Consider the following 21,683-nt stretch of genomic DNA (forward strand, 5'->3'; position numbering starts at 1 on the left):
TCGGACCACGCCCTGACGACGGTGGGCCCGGATCGTGGCACCACGCATCCATCGGGCCGGCGATCCGGACGCAAACGGTTGCAGAAGCGTCAGCTTCTAGCCGGAACCGGCGTGTTGCGCTATCTCCCGCGGCGCATGGCTCGACGGTCCCCGTTTTTGCACGTGCTCAGTTTTGCCTGTGCTCACGTGGCCGCGGTGGTATTGCCCGGCGGCCGAAGCGGCATCTCAACACAAGGTCGGCCGATGACGGACATTCTGCGGCTCGTGGTCGCCTGGGCGAGCGTGGCCGCCTTCTTCGTGTTCGGCTCCGGCTGGCTCGGCGACCTGTCCTCGCCGCTCTGGGCGACCGGCCTGTTCGTCTGGCTGTTCGCCGTCATCCTGTGGGCGGCGTTCGGGGTCGTGCACGAGGCCGAGGAGATCGCCTATCGGCTGGGCGAACCGTTGGGCACCCTGGTGCTCACCTTGTCCATCGTCATCATCGAGGTGGTGCTGGTCTCCGCCGTGATGCTCTCGGCCAAGGCCGCCCCGACGCTCGGGCGCGATACGATGTTCGCGGTGCTGATGATTGTCATGAACGGCCTCGTCGGCCTCGGCCTCCTCATCGGCGGGTTCCGCTACCACCAGCAGTCCTACAATCTCCAGGGCGCCTCGGCCTTCCTGTCGGTGATCATCCCGCTCACCACCATCGCGCTGATCATTCCCAATTTCACCACCTCGACCAGCGGCGGCACCCTGACGGTCATGCAGGCGGTCGCCTTCTCGGTCTTCACGGTGGCGCTCTACGGAATCTTCCTGCTCATCCAGACCGGGCGGCACAGCAGCTTCTTCGTCCACGCCGAGACGGCCGCGGCCGGGGCCGCACCGGAAACGGAGATCGAGACGCCGAAGGCCACCGCGCCCAAATCGGGCGGCTCGGCGCTGACGCACACCGCCCTCCTCATCGCCAACATCCTGCCGATCGTGCTCCTGTCCAAGAGCCTGGCGGCGATCCTCGACCACGGCATCGAGGCGCTGGGCGCTCCCTCGGCGCTCGGCGGCGTGCTCATCGCGGCCATCGTGTTCACGCCCGAGGGCATCAGCGCCCTCAAGGCGATCGCCCGCAACCAGCTGCAGAAGGCGATCAACCTGTGCCTCGGCGCCGCGACCTCCACGGTGGGGCTCACCGTGCCGGCGATCCTCGTCGTCGGCATGGTGTCCGGCCAGACCGTGGTGCTGGGCCTCGCCCCCACCGAGATGACGCTGCTGGTGGTGACGCTGATCCTGAGCACCATCACCTTCTCTGGCCTGCGCACCACCATGCTTGAGGGCGCGGTGCACCTGGTGATGTTCTTCGTCTACCTGGTGCTGATCTTCAGCCCGTGATCAGGCGCCGAACCGCTCGGTGCGGATGACGCCGGGCGGCACGCCGGCGTCGAGGAGAAGGTTCGCGACCGCTTCCACGAACGCGTTCGAGCCGCACAGGAAGGCGTGGCGCGGCGCGCCCAGGCGCGACAGTGCCCGCTCGACGGTCGTGGCATCGACGCGCCGGCCGGTGTCGTCCCGTGTCAGGTTCACGATCAGGTCGAACCCCGGCTCGCTCCGTGCCCTGGCCGTCAGTTCGTCCGCGACGATGACGTCGTCGGCGGTGGCCACGGAGTAGAGCAGCAGCGCCGGCACGTCCGGCGCGGCCACGGCGCGGTGGCGCAGCATCGACAGGAGCGGCACCACCCCCGATCCGCCGCCGACCAGCAGCACCGGACCATCGTCCGCCGCCTGCCAGACGAACGAGCCGCCGATGGGACCGCGCAATGCGATGACGTCCCCGACCTCGGCCACCGTGTCGAAGAACACCGAGACCTCGCCGTCGCCGACGCTCTCGATCATCAACTCGACGCCGTCGCCGGGGGCGGAGGCGATCGAATAGCTGCGGCGGGCCTGGTAGCCGTCGGGTGCGGTCAGGCGCAGTTCCACGTGCTGGCCCGCCAGCACCGGCCGGTCGAACGAGACCGCGAGGCGGAAGGCCTTCACCCGTCGCGCGACGGGCGTGATCGAAACGATCCGGGCCTCGTGCCAGGGAAGCGGGCGGGCGGGGGCCGGCTCAATCACCGGTGAAACGCTGTTCGCGCCAGGGATCGCCGTACATGTGGTAGCCGCGCAATTCCCAGAATCCGCCCTCGTCCGCCCTCGTGAAGCGCAGGCCCTTCAGCCATTTCGCGCTTTTCCAGAAGTAGAGGTGCGGCACCAGCAGCCGGGCCGGGCCGCCGTGGTCGGGCGTGATCGGCCGGCCGTCGTAGCGTGTCGCCACCATGGCCTTGCCGCCGGTGAGATCGGCCACGGGCACGTTGGTGGTGTAGTCGTCGTACCCCTCGGCCAGAAGGAACGGCGTCGGCGCCGCGAGGCCGGCGTCGGCCAGGAGGTCGTCGATGGTGACGCCCTCCCAGGCGGTGTCGAACTTGGACCATTTGGTCACACAATGGATGTCGCCGGTCCAGGGGCTGCGCGGCAGCGCCTCGAACTCGGGCCAGGTCCAGCTCTTGAGTGGCCTCGACCCCTCCCTCAGGGTGAAGCGCCACCCGTCCGGATTGATGCGCGGCGTCGCCCCGATCTGGAGGACGGGAAAATCCTGCGTCAGGTACTGGCCCGGCGGCAGGCGGGCGGCCGCCTCGTCGCCCGGCCTGCGCCCGGTGAATCCGCGTGTCGCCATGTGTGCCGGTTCCGCCCCTCGTTGACCGTCGACCCGCTCCTACACCGATCCGGCCGGGACGGGCATCCCCTGCGGCGACGTCTCCGCCTCGATCGAGGGCAGCGGAGCCCGGGCGACGAACACGACGCCCTCGGGCCGGTACGCGATCTCGGCCTGACCGTTGAGCTCCTGCGACAGGGCCCGCTCGATCATCCTGGAGCCGAAGCCGGTGCGGGTCGGCGGGACGACGGGGGGGCCGCCTGTCTCTTCCCATCGCAGGTCGAGCTGCTCGGTGCCGCCCTGGTCGGTCAGGGTCCAGGTCAGGCGAACCCGGCCGTCCTCGTTGGAGAGGGCACCGTATTTGACGGCGTTGGTCGCCAGTTCGTGAAGCGCCATCGAGAAGGCGAGCGAGATCCTGGGCGGCAGGCGCACCGTGGGTCCCTCGACGAGGAAGCGCGAGCCGGATCCCGTCTGGAACGGGCCGGTCGCCTTGGCGACGATCTCGCCCAGGGTCGTCCCCTCCCACGCGTCCTGCGTCAGCATGTCATGGGCCGCGGCCAGGGAAACGAGACGGGACTCGAGGGTCTTGCGGGCGCCTTCCACCGAATCGGCGGACCGCAGCGTCTGGTTCACGATCGACTGGATGGTGGCGAAGGTGTTCTTCACCCTGTGCGTCAACTCGTTGGCCAGCAGCACCCGATGTTCCTCGACGCGCTTGCGCTCGGTGACGTCCATCGTGATGCCGGCGAGGGTCTCGGGCCGGCCGTCGGGGCCGGTGAAAGGCTGGCCGCGGGCATGGATCCATCGGTTCTCGCCGTTCGGCAGCAGGATGCGGTACTCGATGTCGTAGTCGATACCGTTGGCCAGGCTGAGATTGACCGCTTCGGCAACGCGGCCGCGGTCTCCAGGCACGACGCACGCCAGGAACGCCTCGTAGGTGAAGGACTCGTCGGCCGCCCGGCCGAAGTTCGCCTTGCAATCCTCGGACGTCACGAGATGCAGGCTCGGCAATGCCAGGGTCCAGGAGCCGAGGCGTCCGGCCTTCAGAGCGAAGCGCAGCAGGTTCTCGCTGCGGGTGAGGTCGGCCGAGCGGCGGGCCACCTCGCTTTCGAGATCGTCGCGGTCCCGCTCGAGGCTGACGAGGCGGTCCTTCTCGAGGCTCACGTCGAACTGCGACGCGAAGTAGAAGCTCAACGCGCCGTCCTCGTCCAGGACCGGCGAGATCAGCACCCTGTTCCAGAAGACGCTGCCGTCCTTGCGATGGTTGAGGAGGTCGATCTCGATCGGAACCCGGTCGGCGATCGCCTCGCGGATCGCGGCGACGGCGCTCGGGTCGGTGGCCGGCCCCTGGAGGAAGCGGCAGTTGCGCCCAAGGATCTCATGGCGCGCGTAGCCCGTCAGCCGAAGGAAGGCATCGTTCACGAACACGATCGGATTGTCGGGCAGGCGCGGGTTCGAAATGACCATCGGCATGCGGGTCGCGCGGGTCGCCGCGGCGAAGGGATCGCTCCCGTCGTGCGTCCGCAGGATCTCGCTGGCGATCCGGTTTTGCTCGTCGACGACCGTCATGATCCGCCAAGAACCGATGCGCCGGGGCCGATGCAGGCCGACGATTGCCCGCCGCGGAGACCGCGCGAAGTCGGTGCGAGAACCGGCCCGTGCGCTCGCGGAACGATGGCCTGTCGGGACGAACGCTGACGCGACGGTCGCGCATCGGAAATTCGTGGGTGTCGATCCGGCACGCTCGGTCTCTCGCTCGGAAGTCTCAGCGTCCTAGCGCAACCGCGACGCGACTCCAATTCTCGCGACGATCAAATGATCGACGAGGACCGAACGCCACGGCGCTCGCCGCTTCGTCGTCTTTGTCGTTGTAAAAATGACACACTAAATAGTAACCTGGTTTAACCCGCTTCTGTCGTCGATGCGGGTGTTCGCCCACATCACGAAGAAGGCCCGCCGATACGTTGTATCGACGGGCCTCCGTCAGAATCCTATGGCCGGCACGTGGGTCGCCGGCAGGCGATCAGCAGCCGTCCTGCTGAGCGGCGGTCGGCTTGCCTTCCTGCTGCTTGGCGACATCGGCTGCGGAGGTCGCGGTGTTGGCGCCGACGTTGTTCATCGCACCGACCGTTCCGGGCGACTCGGCCTTGGCGCCGGGGGTGACCTTGGCGGTCGAGCTCGGCTCGACGTTCGAGCTCTTGTCTTGAGCGGCCTTCTGGCCGGCGGTGCCGGTGGCGCAGGGAGCGGCGAAAGACGCGGTCGCCGACATGGCGACGATGACACCGGCGCCGATGAGGCTGGTAAGCTTAGACATGTTTCCTCCAAGAATTCTTGATCCGGTCAACAAACGGCTCCGAAATAGATCGGTTCCGATCGGCTTTTCCAAAAACGGATCTTGGCAAGCCCGCACGCTCGTCAGACATGTCGATATTCCAATGCTGCAATGCGACATGGATTCGAGGCCTTACGCAGCGACGATCGAGTTGCTTTCGGGACGATTCGTCTTGGCGCGTGCGGTCCCGCCGGTTTTTTGCCGCCGCGCAATGGCTTGACCGGTGATGCCGTTCAGCAGCGGTAAAGGCGAGACGCGGCATGAGGGTGGCACACGAGGGCTGTGACGTTCGACCCTCGTTCCGACCATCCGGTCCACAGCCGGATCAACCTCCGCCGTTCCTGCGCGATCCCGCACTGTGTTCTTGCGTGTCGCCCTCTCGTCCGGTGTTCCGGCCGGGTCGGGAATGGGGATCATCATGCCGGGTGTGCCGTGAAGATCGCGCTGATTGCCCATCTGAAGTATCCCATTGCCCAGCCGTTTTCGGGGGGGCTGGAAATGCATACGCATTTCCTCGCCTGTGCCCTTCAGGCGCGCGGTCACGCCGTCACGCTGTTCGCCTCGCAGGGCTCGCAGGCGACGTGTCGGGTGGAGGCGGTGTGCCCGCCCACGGGCAGTGCGGTCGACGACGCCTCGGCGATCCGGATCGATGCCGAGGAGGAGGCGGCCTACGTCGCAATCATCGATGCCATCGCCCGGGGCGGTTTCGACCTCGTCCACAACAACAGCCTCCATCCCATCCCCCTGCTGCGGGCGCCGGACCTGCGCATCCCCATGGTGACGGCCCTGCACACGCCGCCGTTCGAGCCCTTCGTGCAGGGTGTGAGGGCGCGCGCCGAGGACATGACCTTCGCCGTCGTCTCCGAGACCCTCGCCACCGAGTGGAAGCCGACCCTGCGCGACACGCTGGTGATCGGAAACGGCATCGATCTCGACGCCTTCGCGTATCGGCCCAAGGCGCTGGGCCAGCCCCATGCGATCTGGACCGGGCGGCTCGTGCCGGAAAAGGGGCCCCATCTCGCCATCGACGCGGCGCGCGCCGCCGGCCTGCCGCTGGTCTTCGCCGGCCCGGTCAGCAACATTCCCTATTGGACCGACGAGATCCTGCCGAGGCTCGGCCCCGACGTGACCTATCTCGGTCACCTCTCCCACAAGGAACTGGCCCAGCGGGTCGGCGAGGCCCACGTCGCCATCTGTACGCCGCGCTGGGAGGAGCCGTTCGGCCTCGTGGTGGCGGAGGCGATCGCCTGCGGCACTCCCGTGGCCGCTTTCGCCCGCGGCGCCATCCCCGACATCCTGGACGGCTCCTGCGGCGCGCTCGCCCTGCCCGACGACGTGGCCGACCTCGGCCGTGCGATCCGCGTGGCGGTGGACCTCGACCGGCACGCCTGCCGGCGGCGGGCCGAGCATCTGTTCGACGCCGACACGATGACCGACCGCTACGAGGCCCTCTATCGGGCGGAGATGATCCGCCCAACGGCGGGGCGCGCCCTCGCGCCCTCGCGCCCGGCCGGCGTCGAGACCGGCCTGCATGCGGAGCTCTTCGACAATGCGTAACCTCGGACCCGCCCTCGCGCGCGCCGTCGTCTGCGTGCCCGCCCGCAACGAGGCGCAGGTGCTGCCCCATCTGCTACGCTCCCTGAACGGCCAGCAGGGTGCGGGCCCCCAGGCCCGGCTGCGGGTGCTGGTGCTCGCCAACAACGGCACCGACGACATGCTCGATGTGGTCGAGCGGATGCGCGGCGACGGCGAGATCGCCAACCTCGACCTGCGCGTCGTGGAAGCGACCCTGCCCCGCGAGGTCGCCCATGTCGGTACCGCCCGCCGGATGGCCCTCGACGCTGGCGCCGCCTGGCTCGGTGAGGACGGCGTCACCGACGGCGTCCTTCTCAGCACCGATGCCGACGCCGTGGCGCCGCCGAACTGGGTCATGGCCAACCTGCGCGCCCTCGACAAGGCGGAACTCGTGGGCGGACGCCTCATCATCGACGAGGAGGGGCAGACCGGCGACGCCGGCCTCGCGGCCCTGCACGCCACCATCGAACGCTACTGGGCCGGTGTCCGGCGGATCGAGGACACCCTCGACCCGCCGCCGCACGATCCCGCTCCGCGGCACGGCGACCACGTCGCCGCGAGCCTTGCGCTCGGGGCGGACCTCTACGTCGCCGTCGGCGGGCTGCCGCCGCTGGCCTGCGGCGAGGACAACGCCCTCGTCTCCGCCGTCCGCCTGCACGGCGGCCGGGTCCGGCACTGCCCGGAGGTGTCCATCACGGTGTCGGCCCGCCGCGCCGGCCGTGTCGAGGGCGGCATGGCCACGGAGATGGCCCGCCGCGCCCGCGTCCTGAGCGACGGCGACGCCTATTGCCTGCCGCCGGCCCGCCACTGGCAGGCCCTGGTCGAGCGCCGCCGCGCGTGGCGGCGGGCGTGGTGGGCCGGCACGCCGGCCGCCTTTCGCGCGGCGGGCCTGTCGCCCGAGGACATCGCCGCCGCGCAGGTCGAGGCCTGCGTCAACGACATCGCCTTCGTCGAACGTCTCGAGGCCAGGATCGGCGATTCCGGTCTGCCGGCCTTCCGCGACGTTCCCCTCGATGCGGCGCTCGCCGGCATCGACGACCTGCTCGCCGCTCTCCACGCACCCGTCGAGGCGCTGTCGGCGTGAGCGTGCGGCCGATCGGGTACTACTGCCACCACCAGGGCGCCGGCCACTGGCAGCGGGCGACCCTGCTGGCCGACGCCCTCGACCGGCCCGTGACGCTGATCGGCACCGAGACGGGGCGTTCAGCCCATCAGCGCCTCGCCCTGCCTGACGACCGCCTCGACGGTTTCGATGGACGCGACGGCGAGGCCGGACGGCCGGAGGCCTTCCACTACGCTCCCCTGCGGGTCCCGGCGATCCGGGAGCGAATGACGCGCATCGCCGCCTGGGTCGCGCAGGCCGATCCGGTCCTGATGATCGTCGACGTCTCTGTCGAAGTGGCGCTGTTCGCGCGCCTGCTGTCGGTACCGACCCTGGTGGTGCGTCTGGCCGGGCTCCGTACCGACACGCCGCATCTCGAGGCCTTCCGCTCGGCCGAGGCGCTGCTCGCGCCGTTTCCGGCAGCGCTCGACGATACCGGAATGCCGGAGTGGGTCCGCGCCAAGACCATCCATGCCGGCTTCCTCGGGCTGCCCGCGCAGGCGGCCGCCGCCGAGGACGGCTCCATCCTCGTGATCTATGGGCGCGGCGGCGAGGGCGGGACCCTGTCCGACCTCGTGGCGGCCGCCCGTGCCGTCCCCGAGCGCGCCTGGCACGTCCTCGGCCCGGTCTCGCGCGAGGTGACGCCGGCGGAGGCACCGGCCAACCTCCATCTGCACGGCTGGGTGCCGGAGGTCGGGCCCTTCCTGGGGCGGGCCTCCCTGGTGGTCGGCGGCGGCGGCGACGGTGTCGTTGCGGCGGTGGCGGCCCGGGCCAAGCGTTTCGTCTGCCTCCCGGAAGCTCGCCCGTTCGAGGAGCAGACCGCCAAGGCGCGCCGCCTCTCGGCCCTGGGCGCCGCGGTGGTGTGCGAGGCTTGGCCGACGCCACACTGCTGGCCGGAGGTGGTGCGGGACGGCCTCGCCCTCGATCCCGGGCGCATCGCCGCCCTCGCCAGCCCCGACGCGGTGGCCGTGACGGCGGCGCGCATCGCGGCCCTGGCCGACCGCCTCGACCGGCACCGCGACTGAGAAGGCCGGCGGCGCCCTGTGGACGAGGGTGGACGACCGCTCTCGATCCCCGGTTCGGTCCCGCCCTTAAAGGTCGATTCACGTTACCCGTCCATAAGCATGACGGTGCGTCATCCGCGTGATCGAAGTCCTATGTCCTCATCCCTCGACGATGCGCCGGACCTCTCCGGTCTGATCGAACTGGCCCGGGTCGAGCATCTCGATCTGAAGCCGGTGATCCTGCGCGTGCAGACCGATCTCTTCGTGTCGACGGAGACCCGCGACCCGCGCACCGTGGCCGCCTTCGAAGCCCTGGCCGGCGGTCTGATTCCCACCGTCGACGACGCCACCGCCGAGACCGTCGCCCGCAAGCTCGCCCCCTTTCCCGGAACCCCGTCCTCGGTCCTGGCCAGGCTCGCCGCCCGCGGCGGCGCGATCCGGGACATCGTCATCGCCCAAGCGGCCGTGCTCAACGCGGAGATCCTCGACGCCGCGGTCGCCGATCGCGCCGACCTCGGTCCGGCCATCGCCGCCCGGCCGGATCTCAGCCGACACGTGCTCGCCGACCTCGCGACGCGGGCGGTGCCGGGGATCGACAAGGCCCTGGCGGCCAACACCCGGGTCGCCCTCCAGGGCGAGGTGCTGCGTCGCCTCGTCGACCGCGCCCGCCATGACGCGGACCTCGCCGCCGAAATCCTGCAGCGCCCCGACCTGTCGCCCGCCGATCTCGCGCCGTTGTTCCTGTTCGCGTCGCCCGAGGTGCGGGAGGAGATCGCCTCGGCTGTGGCCAGCACCGCGGCCCTGCGGCCGTGCCCGCCGGCACCGCGCGAGGCGGGCGCCATCCTCACGGGCTTCTCGGGCCGCCGGGACATCGCCGGGTTCGTCGGGGCGCTGAGCGACCTGCTCGGATTGCCCAAAGGCTTCCTCGCCTCGGTCCCCGACCCGTCGCGACGCTACGAACTCCTCACCCTGGCCCTGCGCGCTGCCGGCCTGCACGAGGAGGAGGCGGTCTACGTCTTCCTCACCCTCAACGAGTCAGTCGCCCGGTCGGTGGACCGGGTCTACGATCTCGTCAGGTTGTTTCGCACCACCGGCCGCCCGGCGGCCCGCGACCTCATCGCCGCCATCATCGATGCGCCGGTGGCCGAGCGCACCGGGGCGGCGGAGGCCCATCAGGCCTATCATGCGCCGGACGCCGCGCGGTCCCGCTCCGCCGCCGTCGAGCGGCCGTCGATCCGTCCGGTGCTGCCGAGCCGGGTGCGTAAGCAGTCCTGAGGGCTGCGCACGGACGGCTCCCGGTCGGGACCGGACCACTCACCGTTCGATCGCGTCGTGGTGCGGAGAATGGGCTTCGCGCGGGCTCGGTGAGACGGCGTCCGCCCGATTCGAGTGGGAGCCTTATCACTCGGCCAGGTCGAGCCGGTGGCGTCCGTCCCGATCGTCGATCTCGACGATCCAGAGATCGCCGTCGAAACGCAGCTCCTTGGCGATCCTGTCCTCGACATCGGCGGGTGAGGCGGCCGCCATCAGCGCGACGAACAGGCGCTCGCCGGCCGAATCCTCGTCGATCAGGGATTGCGGCGCGGGCCCGAACAGGTCGGCGGTCCCGTCGAGGCGATCGACCTTGACGAAGATCGCCCCGGCCTCGGGCGAGCCGCGCCGTCGCTGGACGGCGGCGATGCCCTCGACGCCGAGGCGGCGCAGGTGGGCGGAGACCCAGAAGTCGGAGCGCAGGCGTGGCATGGGCCGGCCTATAGCACCCCCCGGCCGGGATGCGACTATCCCGGCGGCAGGCCGGCGCGGGAGGCGAGTTCGCGCAGGGTCCGCCCCGCGGGCTCGCCCTTCACCGGCAGCTTGCTGTCGCGCTCGAACTTGGTGATCGCCGCGCGGGTGCCGGCCCCCATCACCCCGTCCGCCCGCAGGGGACCGTAGCCGAGCTTGACCAGGGCCCTCTGGGCCTTGATCACCGCGTCGCCGCCCGAGGCCGCCGCCTTGGGCGTCACCGACGCGGTGGTGTCGCCCGGGCGGGACGGTTCGCTGGCCTTGAGGATGTCGCCGATGCCGTCGCGGCCGGTCTGACGCGGTGCCTCGGGTTTCGCGGCCGTCTCGGTCGTCGCCGGCTGGGCCGTCTTCTCGGGGGGCTTCTCGGCGCTCGCCTTCCTGGGCGGGGCGGCGGGCGCGACCTTGGGGGAGAGGTTGGCGAGGATCGGTGCGGGGTGGCGGCCGGTCTGCGAACCGAGGGCGTTGAGCGAGACCGCGCCGGCCGCGACGAGGGCGGCGATGACGCCCAGGACCTCGGCCGGACGGCGCCGGCACAGGCGAGCGGCAGCGACCACGACGGCGAAACCCTTTCCGAAAGCGCCCCGTGCCGTGCCGCCCGAGGCGGCGCGCCGACGTGCGGGAGGCCGCGCATCGGCGCGGGCGTCGGAGGGGATGGCGATCTCGCGCTGATCGCGTCGGACGCTCGGCTCGCGCATCGATGTCTGTTCCTGAACCGTCACGTGAAGAAAATTCCGACCGGCCGGCGGTCGAACCCGAGAGGCGCGTCCGACCGCGCCCGGCGACGAGGACCCCGCGTCATGCGCTCAACCGCGTCGGTACGTAGCTCTCGCGCACCGGCTCGCTGACCGCGTCGAACAGACCGATCGGACGCCGCATCGCCACCGCCGTCTGCCGTGCCGGCACCAGCCCGCCCTGGGCGCCGCCGCGCCGCGGACCGGTGCGGATGGGGGCCGGCGTCACGTCCTCGTCGCCGCTGCGGCATTCGAACGGCAGGGTCACGGTGACCGTCGTGCCCTCGCCGATCGTACTCTCGATGGCGATGCTGCCGCCGTGGAGGCCGACGAGGCCCTGGACCACCGACAGCCCGAGCCCCGTGCCCTCGTGGGCACGGCGATACCCGTCGCCCGCCTGGAAGAAGGGGTCGCCGACGCGCGGCAGGTCGGCCGCGGCGATGCCGATGCCGGTATCGGCGACGACGAGGTCGAGGGCTTGGCCGGACCGGCGGATCCCGATTTCGACCCGCCCGCCCGCGGGCGTGAACTTCACCGCGTTCGAGAGCAGGTTGATCAGCACCTGCCGGCAGGCCCGCGGATCGGCGGTGATCTCGAGACCCGGCGGAACGGCGACCCGCACGAGGGCGATGCCGGCCTCGTCGGCCTTGAGCTGCATCAGGTCGCAGCAGGACCGGACCAGGGCACCGACGTCGAGGCTCTCGGGGTTGTAGTCGAAATGGCCGCTCTGGATGCGGGACATGTCGAGGAGCGTGTTGACCACGTCGAGGAGGTGCTGGCCCGAGCTGCCGATGATGCCGGCGTATTCGCGGCTGCGCTCGGGTTCCAGGCTGATCGCGCCCTCCCCCGCCAGCACCTGCGAAAAGCCGATGATGGCGTTGAGCGGCGTGCGCAGCTCGTGGCTGACGGTGGCCAGGAAGCGGCTCTTGACCTCGTCGGCACGCTCGGCCTCGGCGCGGGCGCGTTCCAGCTCGGCCGCATGGCGGCGATGCTCGGTGACGTCGCGGGTGACGGCGACCACCGTCGTGTGCTCGACGCCGCCGTTGCCGCGGTCGATCCGGTGGGCCCGCATCTCGGCATGGATCACCCGCGCCTCGCCCTCGGCGCGGATGGCGGCGGCATCGAGGTGGAGGCGGAACTGGACCGTGGCCGGCGTGCCGGTGGCGGCGACGTCGCTCAGGGTCTGCAGCAGGGCCGGCCGGTCGCCGACGTGGACCCGGTCGAGCAGGCCGTGGCCGCGCAGCCGGACGGCGTCGGCGCCCACGAACTTCGAGGCCGAGGCGCTCGCCTCCAGGACACGCCCGTTGTGATCGTGCCAGGTGACGAGGTCGTCGATGGCCGAGAGCAGCATGCGGTCGCGCAGTTCGTTGTCGCGGGCCTTGGCGCGCCACCGGCCCTCCTGGCGCATGTGGTCGATCGCCTGGGCCGCGATGTGGCCGATGGCGGTGATGGCGAAGACCGGCATGGCCAGCCGCGACGACCATTCGAGCATCGGCCCGCTGAGGCTCCAGACCGGCAGGACGGCGATCACCAGGGCGCTGAGCGCCGCGATGACGGCGGCGGCCAGCGTCGCCCGGCGCGAGCCGGAGACCACGGCCTCGAGGGGAATCGCCACCAGCCAGATCGCGGCGGCCGAGTTCGCGCCGCCCGTCATGGCGGCAATGGAGACGACGAGGCCGGCGAGACCCGCCGAGGACAGGGCGTGGGCGACCCACAGGCTGCCGGTGCGCGACAGGATGGCGGCGGCGCAGACCGGAAGCAGCAGGCTGGCGATGGCCACCGCCTCGATCCCCGACGGCACGCCGCGCCAGAGAAGGTAGGGCGGCAGGCCCACCATCATCACCGCCCCGGTCGCGAGCCGGGACACCAGGAAACGCTCGTGGCGGAACCGGACGCTGGCGTCGTCGAGCACGGACTCGTGGACGAGTCCCGCCAGACGCGCATCGACCAGGGATGCCAGGGCACTGTAGATACGCAATACCGACACGCACAGCGCGAAGACACCTGACCGGCAGCCCCGACGCCCCTTGGCTCGACATGAACTCGACTGACCGAACCGTCGCAGAGGCGACTTAAGCGAGTCTTGCAACACGATGGGCCAATGTCTTCGGATGCTTTCCGGAGAATGACCAAGTCGCATCGACGCCGAGGTTCTTTTCGGGGCAAGACGAAGCTTTGCCGCGAGCGACAACGGGGCGTTCACCATGCGCACCTGTTTTAGGCGCCCCGATACCTCTGCTTTACGAGACCGGCGCCACCCTCGCGGGCGTGCCCCTGCAACCTGGGGGCATGACGCTTTGTCCGAGCCCGGTCCCGCCTGTCGGGATCGCCGCCCGGGGCGGCGCCGCTTCGGATCGGACCCATGTCGTTTGTCCTGCGTGCGGTACTGGTGATCGGTGCCCTCTCCTACTTCGCGGCCCAGCGCGATGCGCCCGACGCCGGCCCGCGCGCCGCAGCCGTATCGCCCGCGAGCCTGTGGAACGCCCTGCCGCCGGACCTGCGCGAGCGGGCGATCCGCGAGGCCGCCGCCGAGGCGACGCGTCAGGTGGCAGGCGCGGCGAGCTCCCGCGATACGCTGGCGGCGGCCGACCGCAGGCCGGCCTGGCGCGGGGTGGACGCGCCCTGACGTCCGCCCTTGGCGGCGCCTTCCCGAAATCAGCCCCAGAGATCCGCCGCGGGCGGATGGACCAGGCTGCCCTCGAACAGCAGGCCCGGTTCGCGGTCCCGTGCCAGCAGCAGCGGGCCGTCGAGGTCGACGTAGTCGGCGTGGTGGGCGAGCAGCATCGCGGGGGCCATCGCCAGCGAGGTGCCGACCATGCAGCCGATCATCAGGGAGAACCCCCGCGCGCGCGCCTCGTGGGCGAGCATCACCGCCTCGGTGAGGCCGCCGGCCTTGTCGAGCTTGATGTTGATGGCGTCGTAGCGGCGGCTGAGCGCGTCGAGGCCGGCGCGGTCGTGCAGGCTCTCGTCGGCGCAGATGGGGATCGGGCGGGCGATCTCGGCCAGCAGCGCGTCCTCGCCGGCCGGCAGCGGCTGCTCGATGAGCCCGACGCCGGCGGCGACGCAGGCGGCGAGGTTGGCCTCGATCGTGTCGGGCCGCCAGGCCTCGTTGGCATCGACGATGAGGCGCGAGTCCGGCGCGCCGCGGCGAACGGCGGCGATCCGCTCGGGGTCGCCCTCGCCGCCGAGCTTGACCTTGAGGAGGGGTCGCGCCGATGCGGTGCGCGCCGCCGCCTCCATGCTCTCGGGCGTGCCGAGGCTCAGGGTGTAGGCGGTGGTGGCGACCTGCGGCGCGGTGAGGCCGGCGATCTCCCAGGCCGGCCGGCCGAGCTGCTTGGCTTCGAGGTCGAACAGCGCGCAATCCAGCGCGTTGCGGGCCGCGCCCGCCGGCATCAGCGCGAGCAGATCGAGACGCGAGGCGCCATCCGCGATCGCCTGTGCCTGGGCCTCCAGGAGCGCACACACGCTCTCGACGCTCTCGCCGTAGCGGGCATAGGGCACGCATTCGCCCCATCCGCGGGTGCCGTCCGCTCCTTCCGTCACCGTGCAGACCACCACCACCGCCTCGGTGCGGCTGCCGCGGGCGATGGTGAAGGCGCCCGCGATGGGAAACCGCTCGACGGCGACGGCGAGGCGCCGGGTCACGCGGCCGCTCCGGCCGGGAACTCCGAGACCAGCCGGTCGACGATGCCCTCGACCCCGAACCGGACCGGATCGGTGGCCGGCAGGCCGTGGGCCTCGGCCAGATGCGCCAGCAGCGCCCTGGCCGGCGCCTCGTCCATGGCCTGGGTGTTCACGGCGATGCCGACCGGGCGGATGCCGGGGTTGGTGAGGCTGCCGAGCTGCACGGTCAGGTCGATCACCGCCTGGATCGAGGGCAGCGGATGCTTGACGCCGCGCATGGCGGTGCGGCTCGGCTCGTGGCAGACCACGAAGGCATCCGCCTGCGCCCCGTGCAGCAGCCCGAGGCTGACCCCGGCGAAGGAGGGGTGGAACAGCGACCCCTGCCCTTCGATCAGGTCCCAGTGGTCGGGCGCGGCGGCCGGGGCGATCCACTCCACGGCACCGGAGATGAAGTCGGCCACCACCGCGTCGATCGCCACCCCGCGCCCGGAGATGAAGACGCCGGTCTGGCCGGTGGCCCTGAAGTCGGCGTCGAGGCCGCGCTCGCGCATGCCGCGCTCGAGCGCCAGCACCGTGTACTTCTTGCCCACCGAACAATCGGTGCCGACGCTGAGCAGGCGCCGGCCCGGCCGCGGCGTGCCCTTGCCGGTGTCGAAGGTCTCGTCGGTGTGGCGCACGTCGTGGAGGGCGCGCCCGTTGCGCTCCGCCGCCTCGGCGATCCGAGGGATCGACCCGAGGCGCACGTGCAGGCCGCTGGCGACGTCGAGCCCGGCCTCCAGGGCGGCCACGACCTCGTCGACCCAATGGTCGGGCAGGACGCCGCCGGCGTTGGCGACGCCGACCACCAGGGTGCGGCAGCCCTTCTCCACCGCTTCCGCCAGTGTCAGGTCGGGGATGCCGAGGTCGGCGGAGCAGCCCGGCATGCGCAATTGCCCGACGCACCATTCCGGGCGCCAGTCGGCGATGCCGTAGGCGGTCTTGGCGGCGAGGCGGTCGGGCACGTCGCCGAGGAACATCAGGTAGGGCGTTGCGATCTGCATGGCGTAGGTTCACCCGTCAGGCACGTCGCGGACCACCGGGCCGCGTCGATCTCGCCTGCGTCTATGCGCGACGATGGACCGCTTGCCAAATGCGGGATGACGGGCGAGGCGAACGCCTGCGCGACCGGCGACGCCTTGCGGTCCCGGTCGAACTCGGGCGTGGTCCTCGGCCGGTACGGATGGGAGGATGCGGCATGAAGATGTACGGCAACTGGCGCTCGGCCGCCGCCTTCCGGGTGCGGATCGCCCTGAACCTCAAGGGGATCGCCTACGAGGAGACGTTCCTCGACCTCGATGCCGGCGAGCAGCTGCGGCCCGATTTCCTGGCGATCAACCCGCAGGGCGCGGTACCGGCGCTGTTCGACGGCGACGGGCCGCCGCTGACGCAGTCGCTGGCGATCCTCGACTACCTCGAGGACATCCATCCCGAGCCGGCCCTGCTGTCTGCCGAGCCGCGGGCGCGGGCGAGGGCCCGGTCCCTGGCGCAGGTGGTCGCCTGCGACACCCATCCGCTCTACGTGCCGCGGGTGCGCAACCGCCTGATGGAGGCGCACGCCATTCCGCGCGAGGAGATGCTCGGCTTCGTGCGGCATTGGTTCGGGCGCGGCCTCGCCACCCTGGAGACGCGGCTCTCCACGGAGGCCGGCACCGGCCGCTACGCGCAAGGCGACGCGATCAGCCACGCGGACCTCTGCCTCGTCAGCCTCTGGGTCGGCACCGGCATCTTCGGTGTCGAGACCGCGGCCTATCCCACCGTGCGCCGGATCGCCGAGGATTGCCTGTCGCAGGAGGCCTTCGCCAGGGCACACCCTCTGCGCCAGCCGGGCGCCCCGGCGTGAGGCAGGACCCCGGTGCCCCATCCGCGAGTTGGTGCAGGCGCGGCCAGGGATTATGCCGGGCGCGACGGACGTGCCGGGCGCGAAATTGAGTGCGGGCTTGGATTTTGCTCACGGTTGGCGGGTAAGGTCGCCGCCGGGCCGCGAACGATCGCCGGAACCGACGAACCGGTGACGGCCTGAACGAGACAACGGCCGGAAACGGCCGATCGGGGATGAGGGGCGAGGACGGCATGGTACCGGGTGAAACCGAGGACAATCTGCACCGGATCGTGGTGGTCGGCGGCGGCGCGGCGGGCCTTCAGCTCGCCACCAAGCTCGGCGACACGATGGGGCGGCGCAAGACGGCACATGTCACCCTGGTCGACCGCGCACGGACCCACATCTGGAAGCCGCTGCTGCACGAGGTCGCCGCGGGCAGCCTCGACGTCGGCCACCATGCGGTGGACTACCTCCATCACGCCCACCGGCACCATTTCCGCTACCGCATCGGCCAGATGACCGGCCTCGACCGGGCCGCCAAGACGATCCAGCTCGGGGCGAGCTTCGACAACGAGGGCCGCGAAGTCACCCCCGTGCGTGCGATCCCCTACGACACCCTCGTGATGGCGGTGGGCTCCACCACCAACGATTTCGGCACGCCCGGCGTGAAGGAGCACGCCATCGCCCTCGACACGCAGGAACAGGCGGTGCGCTTCCACCAGCGCCTCGTGAACGGGATGCTGCGCGCCCATACGCAGGTCGGGCCGGTCCGTCCCGGCCAGCTCCACGTCACCGTGATCGGTGCCGGTGCCACCGGCACCGAGCTCGCCGCCGAACTCCACCGCACCACCCGGGACGTGGCCGCCACCGGCATGGACCGGATCGACCCCGCCAAGGATCTCAAGATCACCCTGGTGGAGGCGGCCGACCGCATCCTTCCCGCCGTGCCGGCCCGCCTGTCGGGCGAGGTGATGACGCTTCTGAACAAGATCGGCGTCGAGGTCAGGATCCAGGCCCGGGTGACGGAGGTGCGGGCCGACGGCGTGCAGCTCGCCGACGGCGGCTTCATACCCTCCGAGCTGGTGGTGTGGGCCGCGGGCGTGAAGGCGCCGCCGTTCCTCAAGGACATCGGCGGCCTCGAGACCACCCGCAACAACCAGCTCGTGGTGACGCCGACGCTCCAGACCACCCGCGACCCGGCGATCTTCGCGATCGGGGACAACGCCTATCTCGTGGAGGCCGGCGCCGACGCGCCGATTCCGCCCCGCGCCCAGGCGGCCCACCAGCAGGCGAGCCACCTCATCAAGCAGATCCCCAACATCATCGCCGGCAAGCCGCTGAAGCCCTTCAAATACCGCGACTTCGGCTCGCTGGTGTCGCTCGGCGAGTACACCACCGTGGGCAACCTGATGGGGTTCATCCAGGGGAAGAACATGTTCATCGCCGGGCTGTTCGCGCGGTTCATGTACCGGTCGCTGTACAAGATGCACGAGCAGGCCCTGCACGGCACCATCAAGACGGCGCTCGACGCCGTCGCGCGGGCGCTCACCCGGCGCACCGAGGCCCGCGTGAAGCTGCATTAGGGGCGATCCGCGATGATCGACATCATTCAGGCGTTGCAGCACCGCAACCCCGCCCTCGGGCCCTACGTCATTGTGCTGCGCGGGGATTCCCGTGCCCGCCACCCCACCGAGCCGGACAGCCTGAGCCCGGAGGCGCAGGCGTGGCTCGACGCGCACGCCCCCGGCGCGCGGCTCAGCACCGAGACCGTGCTGATCGCGCCCTACCCTGGCGCGATGCCGTCCGAGCGCATCCTGTCGGTGCTCGCCTTCGCCGATGCGCGCCAGCTCGCCGCTTTCGCGACGGCGTGGACGGGAGACGCGGAGGAAGAACCGGCGGAGGGGTGATACGGTTTGCGCTTGGATCAAGCGGGAACCGTATCACCGAGCCCGCGCGGCGCCTGAGCGACGCCCATTTCCGCATCACGAAGTGATCAACCGGAAATGGGATGAGACCGTCCGGCTCGGCGATCGGGCCGGGCGCCTCTCGGTTTTCGAACGACCCTCGGTGCTCCGTCGTCACGGGGCCGCGTAGCGGAGCCCGGGATTCTGAAACACGGGCGTCGCAAGGTTTTGCGCGATCGGAAGCTCCGGATCTTGGGTGCACCCGTGGCGCCCCGAAATCACTGTGGTGCCCCGTGGGATCGCCTCGGCGCCCAGGTGCGCGAACCCTGGCCGCGACCGTCCCCGTCAGCGAGGCCTGTCCGCCGTCGCGGCGTGGTCGTCCCCTCCCCCCGCCAGCCACGTCAGTCTGGCGGCCTCAAGCGCCCAGACCATGCCCAGCATCATGTAGACGTGGCGCCATTTCTCGATGTCGATCTGCACCGCCTGCACGAAGAACATCAGTAGGGCCGGCCACACGATCTGGGCGTGCCGGCGATAGGGCGAAGCCCGCGACATCAGCCGGAAACCGACGAAGCCGGTGGCGAGCACGAGCCCGATGAAGACCGCGCCGCCGAGCCAGCCGCCGTTGGCGAAGCTGCCCAGATAGGAGTTGTGCGGCTCCAGCGCGAAGGTGTTGCGCCAGCGCAGGGGTCCGAGGCCCAGGGGCGCCTCCACCAGCATGTTCAGGCCGCGCAGCTGGTTCCCGAAGCGCCCGGTCTCGCCCTCGTCGTAGTCCTGCGTGACCGCGGCGCGTTTCGCGAAGGTCTCGGCGGTGTCGCCCACGAGGAACAGCGCCCCGATGGCGAGCACGCCGGTGCAGAGGGCCATGGCGGTGAGGACGACGATCCGCCGGCGCAGGGCGCCCGAGGGGCTCGTGCGGTAGATCGCGACCACCATCACGGCGATGGCCACCAGCGAGCCACCCCAGGAGCCGCGCGAGAACGACAGGAAGATTGCCGCCATCAGGACGACCAACCCCGCCAGCGACAGGACCGGGCGGCGGCTGGTGCCGGCAAACAGGCCGTGCATCAGATAGAGCGCCCCCAGCGTCAGGAACGAGCCGAACACGTTGGGGTCCTTGAAGGTGCCCGCCGCCCGGCCGTAGACCATGAACAGGCCCTCCCGCCCGATCACCCCGAAGTAGCCGAGGATGCCGAGCACCGCCGAGAACAGGCAGCTCGCGGCGTAGGCCTTCAGCGCGAGTTCGACCCGCGACGTGGTCTCGTCCGAGAACACCATGGCGAAGAACGCGCCGGTGACGGCGAGGTAGGCGAGCTGGATCGTCCAGGCCACCGGCAGCGCCTCGTCGAGATAAGGCATCAGCCCGACGACGATGGCTCCGACGTAGAGCAGCAGCAGCACGACCATCGGCAGGATGCCGCGCTTGATGCGGATGCCGAGGCACAGCCAGAGCAGGATGGTGGGGATCGCCACCAGATCGTAGGGCGAGGTGTCCGAAAAGGCGAAGCAGGCGAAAAAGATGAACGCGGCGAGCATGACGGTGGCGACACCGCGCAGGACGCCGAGGACGGTGACGTCGGACCAGGCTCCCCGAGCCCAGGCCCCTCGGCTCCCGGCCCCTTGCCGCCGTCGCGACGGGGGGGCGGCGATGGACGACGCCATGCTCACGCACTCCACGGGGCGGAACGCACCCCGGTACAGGGGCGTATCAGGCGCCGGGAATGATTGAGATTTGGCGAAGGCGATCCTTAAAGAATCGCGCGCACCAGGTCCCTGAAGCGGTCGCCGCGTTCCTCGAAGCTGCGGAACTGGTCGTAGGAGGCGCAGGCCGGGGACAGCAGCACCACCGGTTCTGAGGCGTCGGACACCGCGGCCGCCTGCGCCGCGGCGCGCGTCGCCACGTCGAGGGTCTCGCACCGGGTGTAGGGGACGCGTCCCTCCAGGGTCTTCGCGAAATCGTCGGAGGCGGCACCGATGAGGTAGGCGTGGGCGATTCGGCCGAACAGCGGTGCAAGGGGCTGGATGCCGCCCTCCTTGGCCTTGCCGCCGAGGATCCAATGGACGTCGTGGAAGGCGCAGAGCGCCTTGTCCGCCGAATCGGCGTTGGTGGCTTTCGAATCGTTGACGAAGAGCACGCGGCCCCTGCGGCCGACCTCCTCCATGCGGTGCGGCAGGCCGGGGAAGCTGCTCAGACCCCGCTGCAGGCCCGCCGCATCGATCCCCAGGGCCTCGGCGCAGGCGGTGGCGAAGGCGGCGTTCTGACCGTTGTGGGCACCCCGCAGCGAGCCAATGCCGGTGAGGTCCGCGATCCGCTCGTCCCCGCGCCAGACCGCCGCCCCGTGGGCGGACAGACCGTCGAAGCCCGGTTCCGGCTCGCCGACGTGGACGCGCACGAGGGGGCCTTCATGGCGCCCGGCGATGGCGCGGCTCGGCGCGTCGTCGATGCCGACGACGGCCAGGGCGGCACCCGCCACGAGGCGTTCCTTGATCGCCGCGTAGTTCTCCATCGTCCCGTGCCGGTCGAGGTGGTCGGGCGTGATGTTGAGGAGCAGGCCGATGCTCGGGTCGAGCGTGGGCGTCAGGTCGATCTGGAAGGACGACATCTCGATGACGTGGACGCGGTCCTCGGCTGGCGGCGCCAGGGACAGGATCGCGGTGCCGATGTTGCCGCCCATCTGAACGTCGAAGCCGGCCTGCGCCAGGACGTGGGCGACGAGCGCGGTCGTGGTCGACTTGCCGTTGGTGCCGGTGATGGCGACGAAGGGTGCGCCGGGCGCGATCTTGCGCCGCTCGCGGCAGAACAGCTCGATGTCGCCGACGATCTCGATCCCGGCGGCCTTCGCCATGCCCACCGTCCAGTGCGGGGCCGGATGGGTCAGCGGCACGCCCGGCGCCAGGATCAGGGCGGCGAAGGACGACCAGTCGGCATCGCGCAGGTCCGCGGTGGCGATGCCCTGCGCCTGCGCTCGGGCCATACCCTCGGGGCTGTCGTCGCAGGCGACGACCGTGGCACCGCCGGCCTTCAGGCTGAGTGCGGTGGCAAGGCCCGACCCGCCGAGGCCGAACAGGGCGACGGTGCGGCCGGCGAAGGTGGTGGACGGGGTCATGC

21 protein-coding genes are annotated in these 21,683 nt (G+C 70.9%); 9 read left to right on the forward strand and 12 right to left on the reverse strand.

The genetic code is table 11. The annotated features are described in order from the left end of the window. The first annotated feature begins 243 nt into the window (after window positions 1-243). Complete coding sequence (locus tag ASF39_RS12610) at window positions 244-1,362, forward strand: calcium:proton antiporter (protein WP_056284326.1); 1,119 nt, start codon at window positions 244-246, stop codon at window positions 1,360-1,362. Here ASF39_RS12610 and ASF39_RS12615 read toward each other — a convergent pair whose 3' ends face one another. From ASF39_RS12615 to ASF39_RS21360, 5 genes are all read right to left on the reverse strand, one after another. Further along, a complete protein-coding gene (locus ASF39_RS12615; protein ID WP_082494543.1) occupies window positions 1,363-2,085 on the reverse strand; it encodes an FAD-binding oxidoreductase in 723 nt (240 codons plus the stop codon). Further along, entirely contained in the window at window positions 2,078-2,683 is a 606-nt protein-coding gene (locus tag ASF39_RS12620) for a sulfite oxidase-like oxidoreductase (protein WP_056284329.1), read from the reverse strand. The genes ASF39_RS12615 and ASF39_RS12620 overlap by 8 nt, the downstream gene beginning before the upstream one ends. 39 nt (window positions 2,684-2,722) lie before the next feature. Continuing rightward, window positions 2,723-4,231, reverse strand: coding sequence for an HWE histidine kinase domain-containing protein (locus tag ASF39_RS12625; RefSeq protein ID WP_056284333.1), 1,509 nt, complete (start codon window positions 4,229-4,231; stop codon window positions 2,723-2,725). Between the two features lie 454 nt (window positions 4,232-4,685). After that, window positions 4,686-5,048: a hypothetical protein gene (locus ASF39_RS12630; protein ID WP_244472391.1), complete on the reverse strand. Its 363-nt coding sequence runs from the start codon at window positions 5,046-5,048 to the stop codon at window positions 4,686-4,688. Window positions 5,049-5,126: 78 nt separating this feature from the next. Next, window positions 5,127-5,498, reverse strand: coding sequence for a hypothetical protein (locus tag ASF39_RS21360; protein WP_210168672.1), 372 nt, complete (start codon window positions 5,496-5,498; stop codon window positions 5,127-5,129). Between ASF39_RS21360 and ASF39_RS12635 the strand changes: the two genes are divergently transcribed. The 4 genes from ASF39_RS12635 (at window position 5,493) to ASF39_RS12650 (ending at window position 9,950) form a co-directional block, all read left to right on the forward strand. Then, window positions 5,493-6,551, forward strand: a complete 1,059-nt coding sequence (locus tag ASF39_RS12635; RefSeq protein WP_244472392.1) for a glycosyltransferase — start codon at window positions 5,493-5,495, stop codon at window positions 6,549-6,551. The genes ASF39_RS21360 and ASF39_RS12635 overlap by 6 nt on opposite strands. After that, the gene (locus tag ASF39_RS12640; RefSeq protein ID WP_056284336.1) at window positions 6,544-7,653 is read left to right on the forward strand and encodes a glycosyltransferase; all 1,110 of its coding nucleotides are present in this window, start codon (window positions 6,544-6,546) and stop codon (window positions 7,651-7,653) included. Before ASF39_RS12635 ends, ASF39_RS12640 begins: the two co-directional genes overlap by 8 nt. Beyond that, on the forward strand, window positions 7,650-8,696 hold the full coding sequence (locus ASF39_RS12645; protein ID WP_244472393.1) for a glycosyltransferase: 1,047 nt from the start codon (window positions 7,650-7,652) through the stop codon (window positions 8,694-8,696). The genes ASF39_RS12640 and ASF39_RS12645 overlap by 4 nt, the downstream gene beginning before the upstream one ends. Window positions 8,697-8,828: 132 nt before the next feature. Next, entirely contained in the window at window positions 8,829-9,950 is a 1,122-nt protein-coding gene (locus ASF39_RS12650) for a DUF2336 domain-containing protein (protein ID WP_056284339.1), read from the forward strand. A 126-nt stretch (window positions 9,951-10,076) separates the two neighbouring features. On the opposite strand, the gene ASF39_RS12655 is transcribed toward ASF39_RS12650, so the two are convergent. The 3 genes from ASF39_RS12655 to ASF39_RS12665 form a co-directional block, all read right to left on the reverse strand. Continuing rightward, window positions 10,077-10,418 carry a DUF1491 family protein gene (locus ASF39_RS12655; RefSeq protein WP_056284342.1) on the reverse strand — a complete coding sequence of 114 codons (342 nt, stop codon included), beginning with the start codon at window positions 10,416-10,418 and terminating at the stop codon, window positions 10,077-10,079. 35 nt (window positions 10,419-10,453) lie between these two features. Further along, complete coding sequence (locus ASF39_RS12660) at window positions 10,454-11,152, reverse strand: peptidoglycan-binding domain-containing protein (RefSeq protein WP_056284347.1); 699 nt, start codon at window positions 11,150-11,152, stop codon at window positions 10,454-10,456. Between the two features lie 100 nt (window positions 11,153-11,252). After that, a complete protein-coding gene (locus tag ASF39_RS12665; protein WP_056284349.1) occupies window positions 11,253-13,175 on the reverse strand; it encodes a PAS domain-containing sensor histidine kinase in 1,923 nt (640 codons plus the stop codon). 375 nt (window positions 13,176-13,550) lie between these two features. On the opposite strand from ASF39_RS12665, the gene ASF39_RS12670 reads away from it, so the two are divergent. Then, window positions 13,551-13,814, forward strand: a complete 264-nt coding sequence (locus ASF39_RS12670) for a hypothetical protein (RefSeq protein WP_056284352.1) — start codon at window positions 13,551-13,553, stop codon at window positions 13,812-13,814. 29 nt (window positions 13,815-13,843) lie between these two features. Here ASF39_RS12670 and dgcA read toward each other — a convergent pair whose 3' ends face one another. Together dgcA and dgcN are read right to left on the reverse strand one after the other, a co-directional pair. Then, window positions 13,844-14,833 carry an N-acetyl-D-Glu racemase DgcA gene (gene dgcA, locus ASF39_RS12675; RefSeq protein WP_056284355.1) on the reverse strand — a complete coding sequence of 330 codons (990 nt, stop codon included), beginning with the start codon at window positions 14,831-14,833 and terminating at the stop codon, window positions 13,844-13,846. Then, complete coding sequence (gene dgcN, locus ASF39_RS12680; RefSeq protein WP_056284358.1) at window positions 14,830-15,852, reverse strand: N-acetyltransferase DgcN; 1,023 nt, start codon at window positions 15,850-15,852, stop codon at window positions 14,830-14,832. The genes dgcA and dgcN overlap by 4 nt, the downstream gene beginning before the upstream one ends. Before the next feature lie 194 nt (window positions 15,853-16,046). Between dgcN and maiA the strand changes: the two genes are divergently transcribed. The 3 genes from maiA (at window position 16,047) to ASF39_RS12695 (ending at window position 18,577) form a co-directional block, all read left to right on the forward strand. Continuing rightward, window positions 16,047-16,691: a maleylacetoacetate isomerase gene (gene maiA, locus ASF39_RS12685; RefSeq protein WP_055886053.1), complete on the forward strand. Its 645-nt coding sequence runs from the start codon at window positions 16,047-16,049 to the stop codon at window positions 16,689-16,691. Window positions 16,692-16,921: 230 nt separating this feature from the next. Continuing rightward, window positions 16,922-18,253 (forward strand): NAD(P)/FAD-dependent oxidoreductase, encoded by a 1,332-nt coding sequence (locus ASF39_RS12690; RefSeq protein ID WP_056284517.1) that lies wholly within the window; start codon window positions 16,922-16,924, stop codon window positions 18,251-18,253. 12 nt (window positions 18,254-18,265) lie between these two features. Further along, window positions 18,266-18,577, forward strand: coding sequence for a hypothetical protein (locus ASF39_RS12695; RefSeq protein ID WP_055886056.1), 312 nt, complete (start codon window positions 18,266-18,268; stop codon window positions 18,575-18,577). 342 nt (window positions 18,578-18,919) lie between these two features. On the opposite strand, the gene ASF39_RS12700 is transcribed toward ASF39_RS12695, so the two are convergent. Then, complete coding sequence (locus ASF39_RS12700) at window positions 18,920-20,236, reverse strand: O-antigen ligase family protein (protein WP_082494545.1); 1,317 nt, start codon at window positions 20,234-20,236, stop codon at window positions 18,920-18,922. 86 nt (window positions 20,237-20,322) lie between these two features. Then, the gene (gene murD / locus ASF39_RS12705; RefSeq protein WP_056284360.1) at window positions 20,323-21,681 is read right to left on the reverse strand and encodes a UDP-N-acetylmuramoyl-L-alanine--D-glutamate ligase; all 1,359 of its coding nucleotides are present in this window, start codon (window positions 21,679-21,681) and stop codon (window positions 20,323-20,325) included. Window positions 21,682-21,683 lie beyond the last annotated feature (2 nt).

The organism is Methylobacterium sp. Leaf108 (assembly GCF_001423265.1).
Classification (GTDB): domain Bacteria; phylum Pseudomonadota; class Alphaproteobacteria; order Rhizobiales; family Beijerinckiaceae; genus Methylobacterium.

Excerpts from the sequence above, each read along its gene's own strand:
- ASF39_RS12610 (WP_056284326.1), top strand. The coding sequence starts at position 244 with ATGACGGACATTCTGCGGCTCGTGGTCGCCTGGGCGAGCGTGGCCGCC.
- ASF39_RS12620 (WP_056284329.1), bottom strand. The coding sequence starts at position 2,683 with ATGGCGACACGCGGATTCACCGGGCGCAGGCCGGGCGACGAGGCGGCC.
- ASF39_RS12625 (WP_056284333.1), bottom strand. The coding sequence starts at position 4,231 with ATGACGGTCGTCGACGAGCAAAACCGGATCGCCAGCGAGATCCTGCGG.
- ASF39_RS12635 (WP_244472392.1), top strand. The coding sequence starts at position 5,493 with ATGCATACGCATTTCCTCGCCTGTGCCCTTCAGGCGCGCGGTCACGCC.
- ASF39_RS21360 (WP_210168672.1), bottom strand. The coding sequence starts at position 5,498 with ATGCATTTCCAGCCCCCCCGAAAACGGCTGGGCAATGGGATACTTCAG.
- ASF39_RS12640 (WP_056284336.1), top strand. The coding sequence starts at position 6,544 with ATGCGTAACCTCGGACCCGCCCTCGCGCGCGCCGTCGTCTGCGTGCCC.
- ASF39_RS12650 (WP_056284339.1), top strand. The coding sequence starts at position 8,829 with ATGTCCTCATCCCTCGACGATGCGCCGGACCTCTCCGGTCTGATCGAA.
- ASF39_RS12655 (WP_056284342.1), bottom strand. The coding sequence starts at position 10,418 with ATGCCACGCCTGCGCTCCGACTTCTGGGTCTCCGCCCACCTGCGCCGC.
- ASF39_RS12660 (WP_056284347.1), bottom strand. The coding sequence starts at position 11,152 with ATGCGCGAGCCGAGCGTCCGACGCGATCAGCGCGAGATCGCCATCCCC.
- ASF39_RS12670 (WP_056284352.1), top strand. The coding sequence starts at position 13,551 with ATGTCGTTTGTCCTGCGTGCGGTACTGGTGATCGGTGCCCTCTCCTAC.
- dgcN (WP_056284358.1), bottom strand. The coding sequence starts at position 15,852 with ATGCAGATCGCAACGCCCTACCTGATGTTCCTCGGCGACGTGCCCGAC.
- maiA (WP_055886053.1), top strand. The coding sequence starts at position 16,047 with ATGAAGATGTACGGCAACTGGCGCTCGGCCGCCGCCTTCCGGGTGCGG.
- ASF39_RS12690 (WP_056284517.1), top strand. The coding sequence starts at position 16,922 with ATGGTACCGGGTGAAACCGAGGACAATCTGCACCGGATCGTGGTGGTC.
- ASF39_RS12695 (WP_055886056.1), top strand. The coding sequence starts at position 18,266 with ATGATCGACATCATTCAGGCGTTGCAGCACCGCAACCCCGCCCTCGGG.
- ASF39_RS12700 (WP_082494545.1), bottom strand. The coding sequence starts at position 20,236 with ATGGCGTCGTCCATCGCCGCCCCCCCGTCGCGACGGCGGCAAGGGGCC.
- murD (WP_056284360.1), bottom strand. The coding sequence starts at position 21,681 with ATGACCCCGTCCACCACCTTCGCCGGCCGCACCGTCGCCCTGTTCGGC.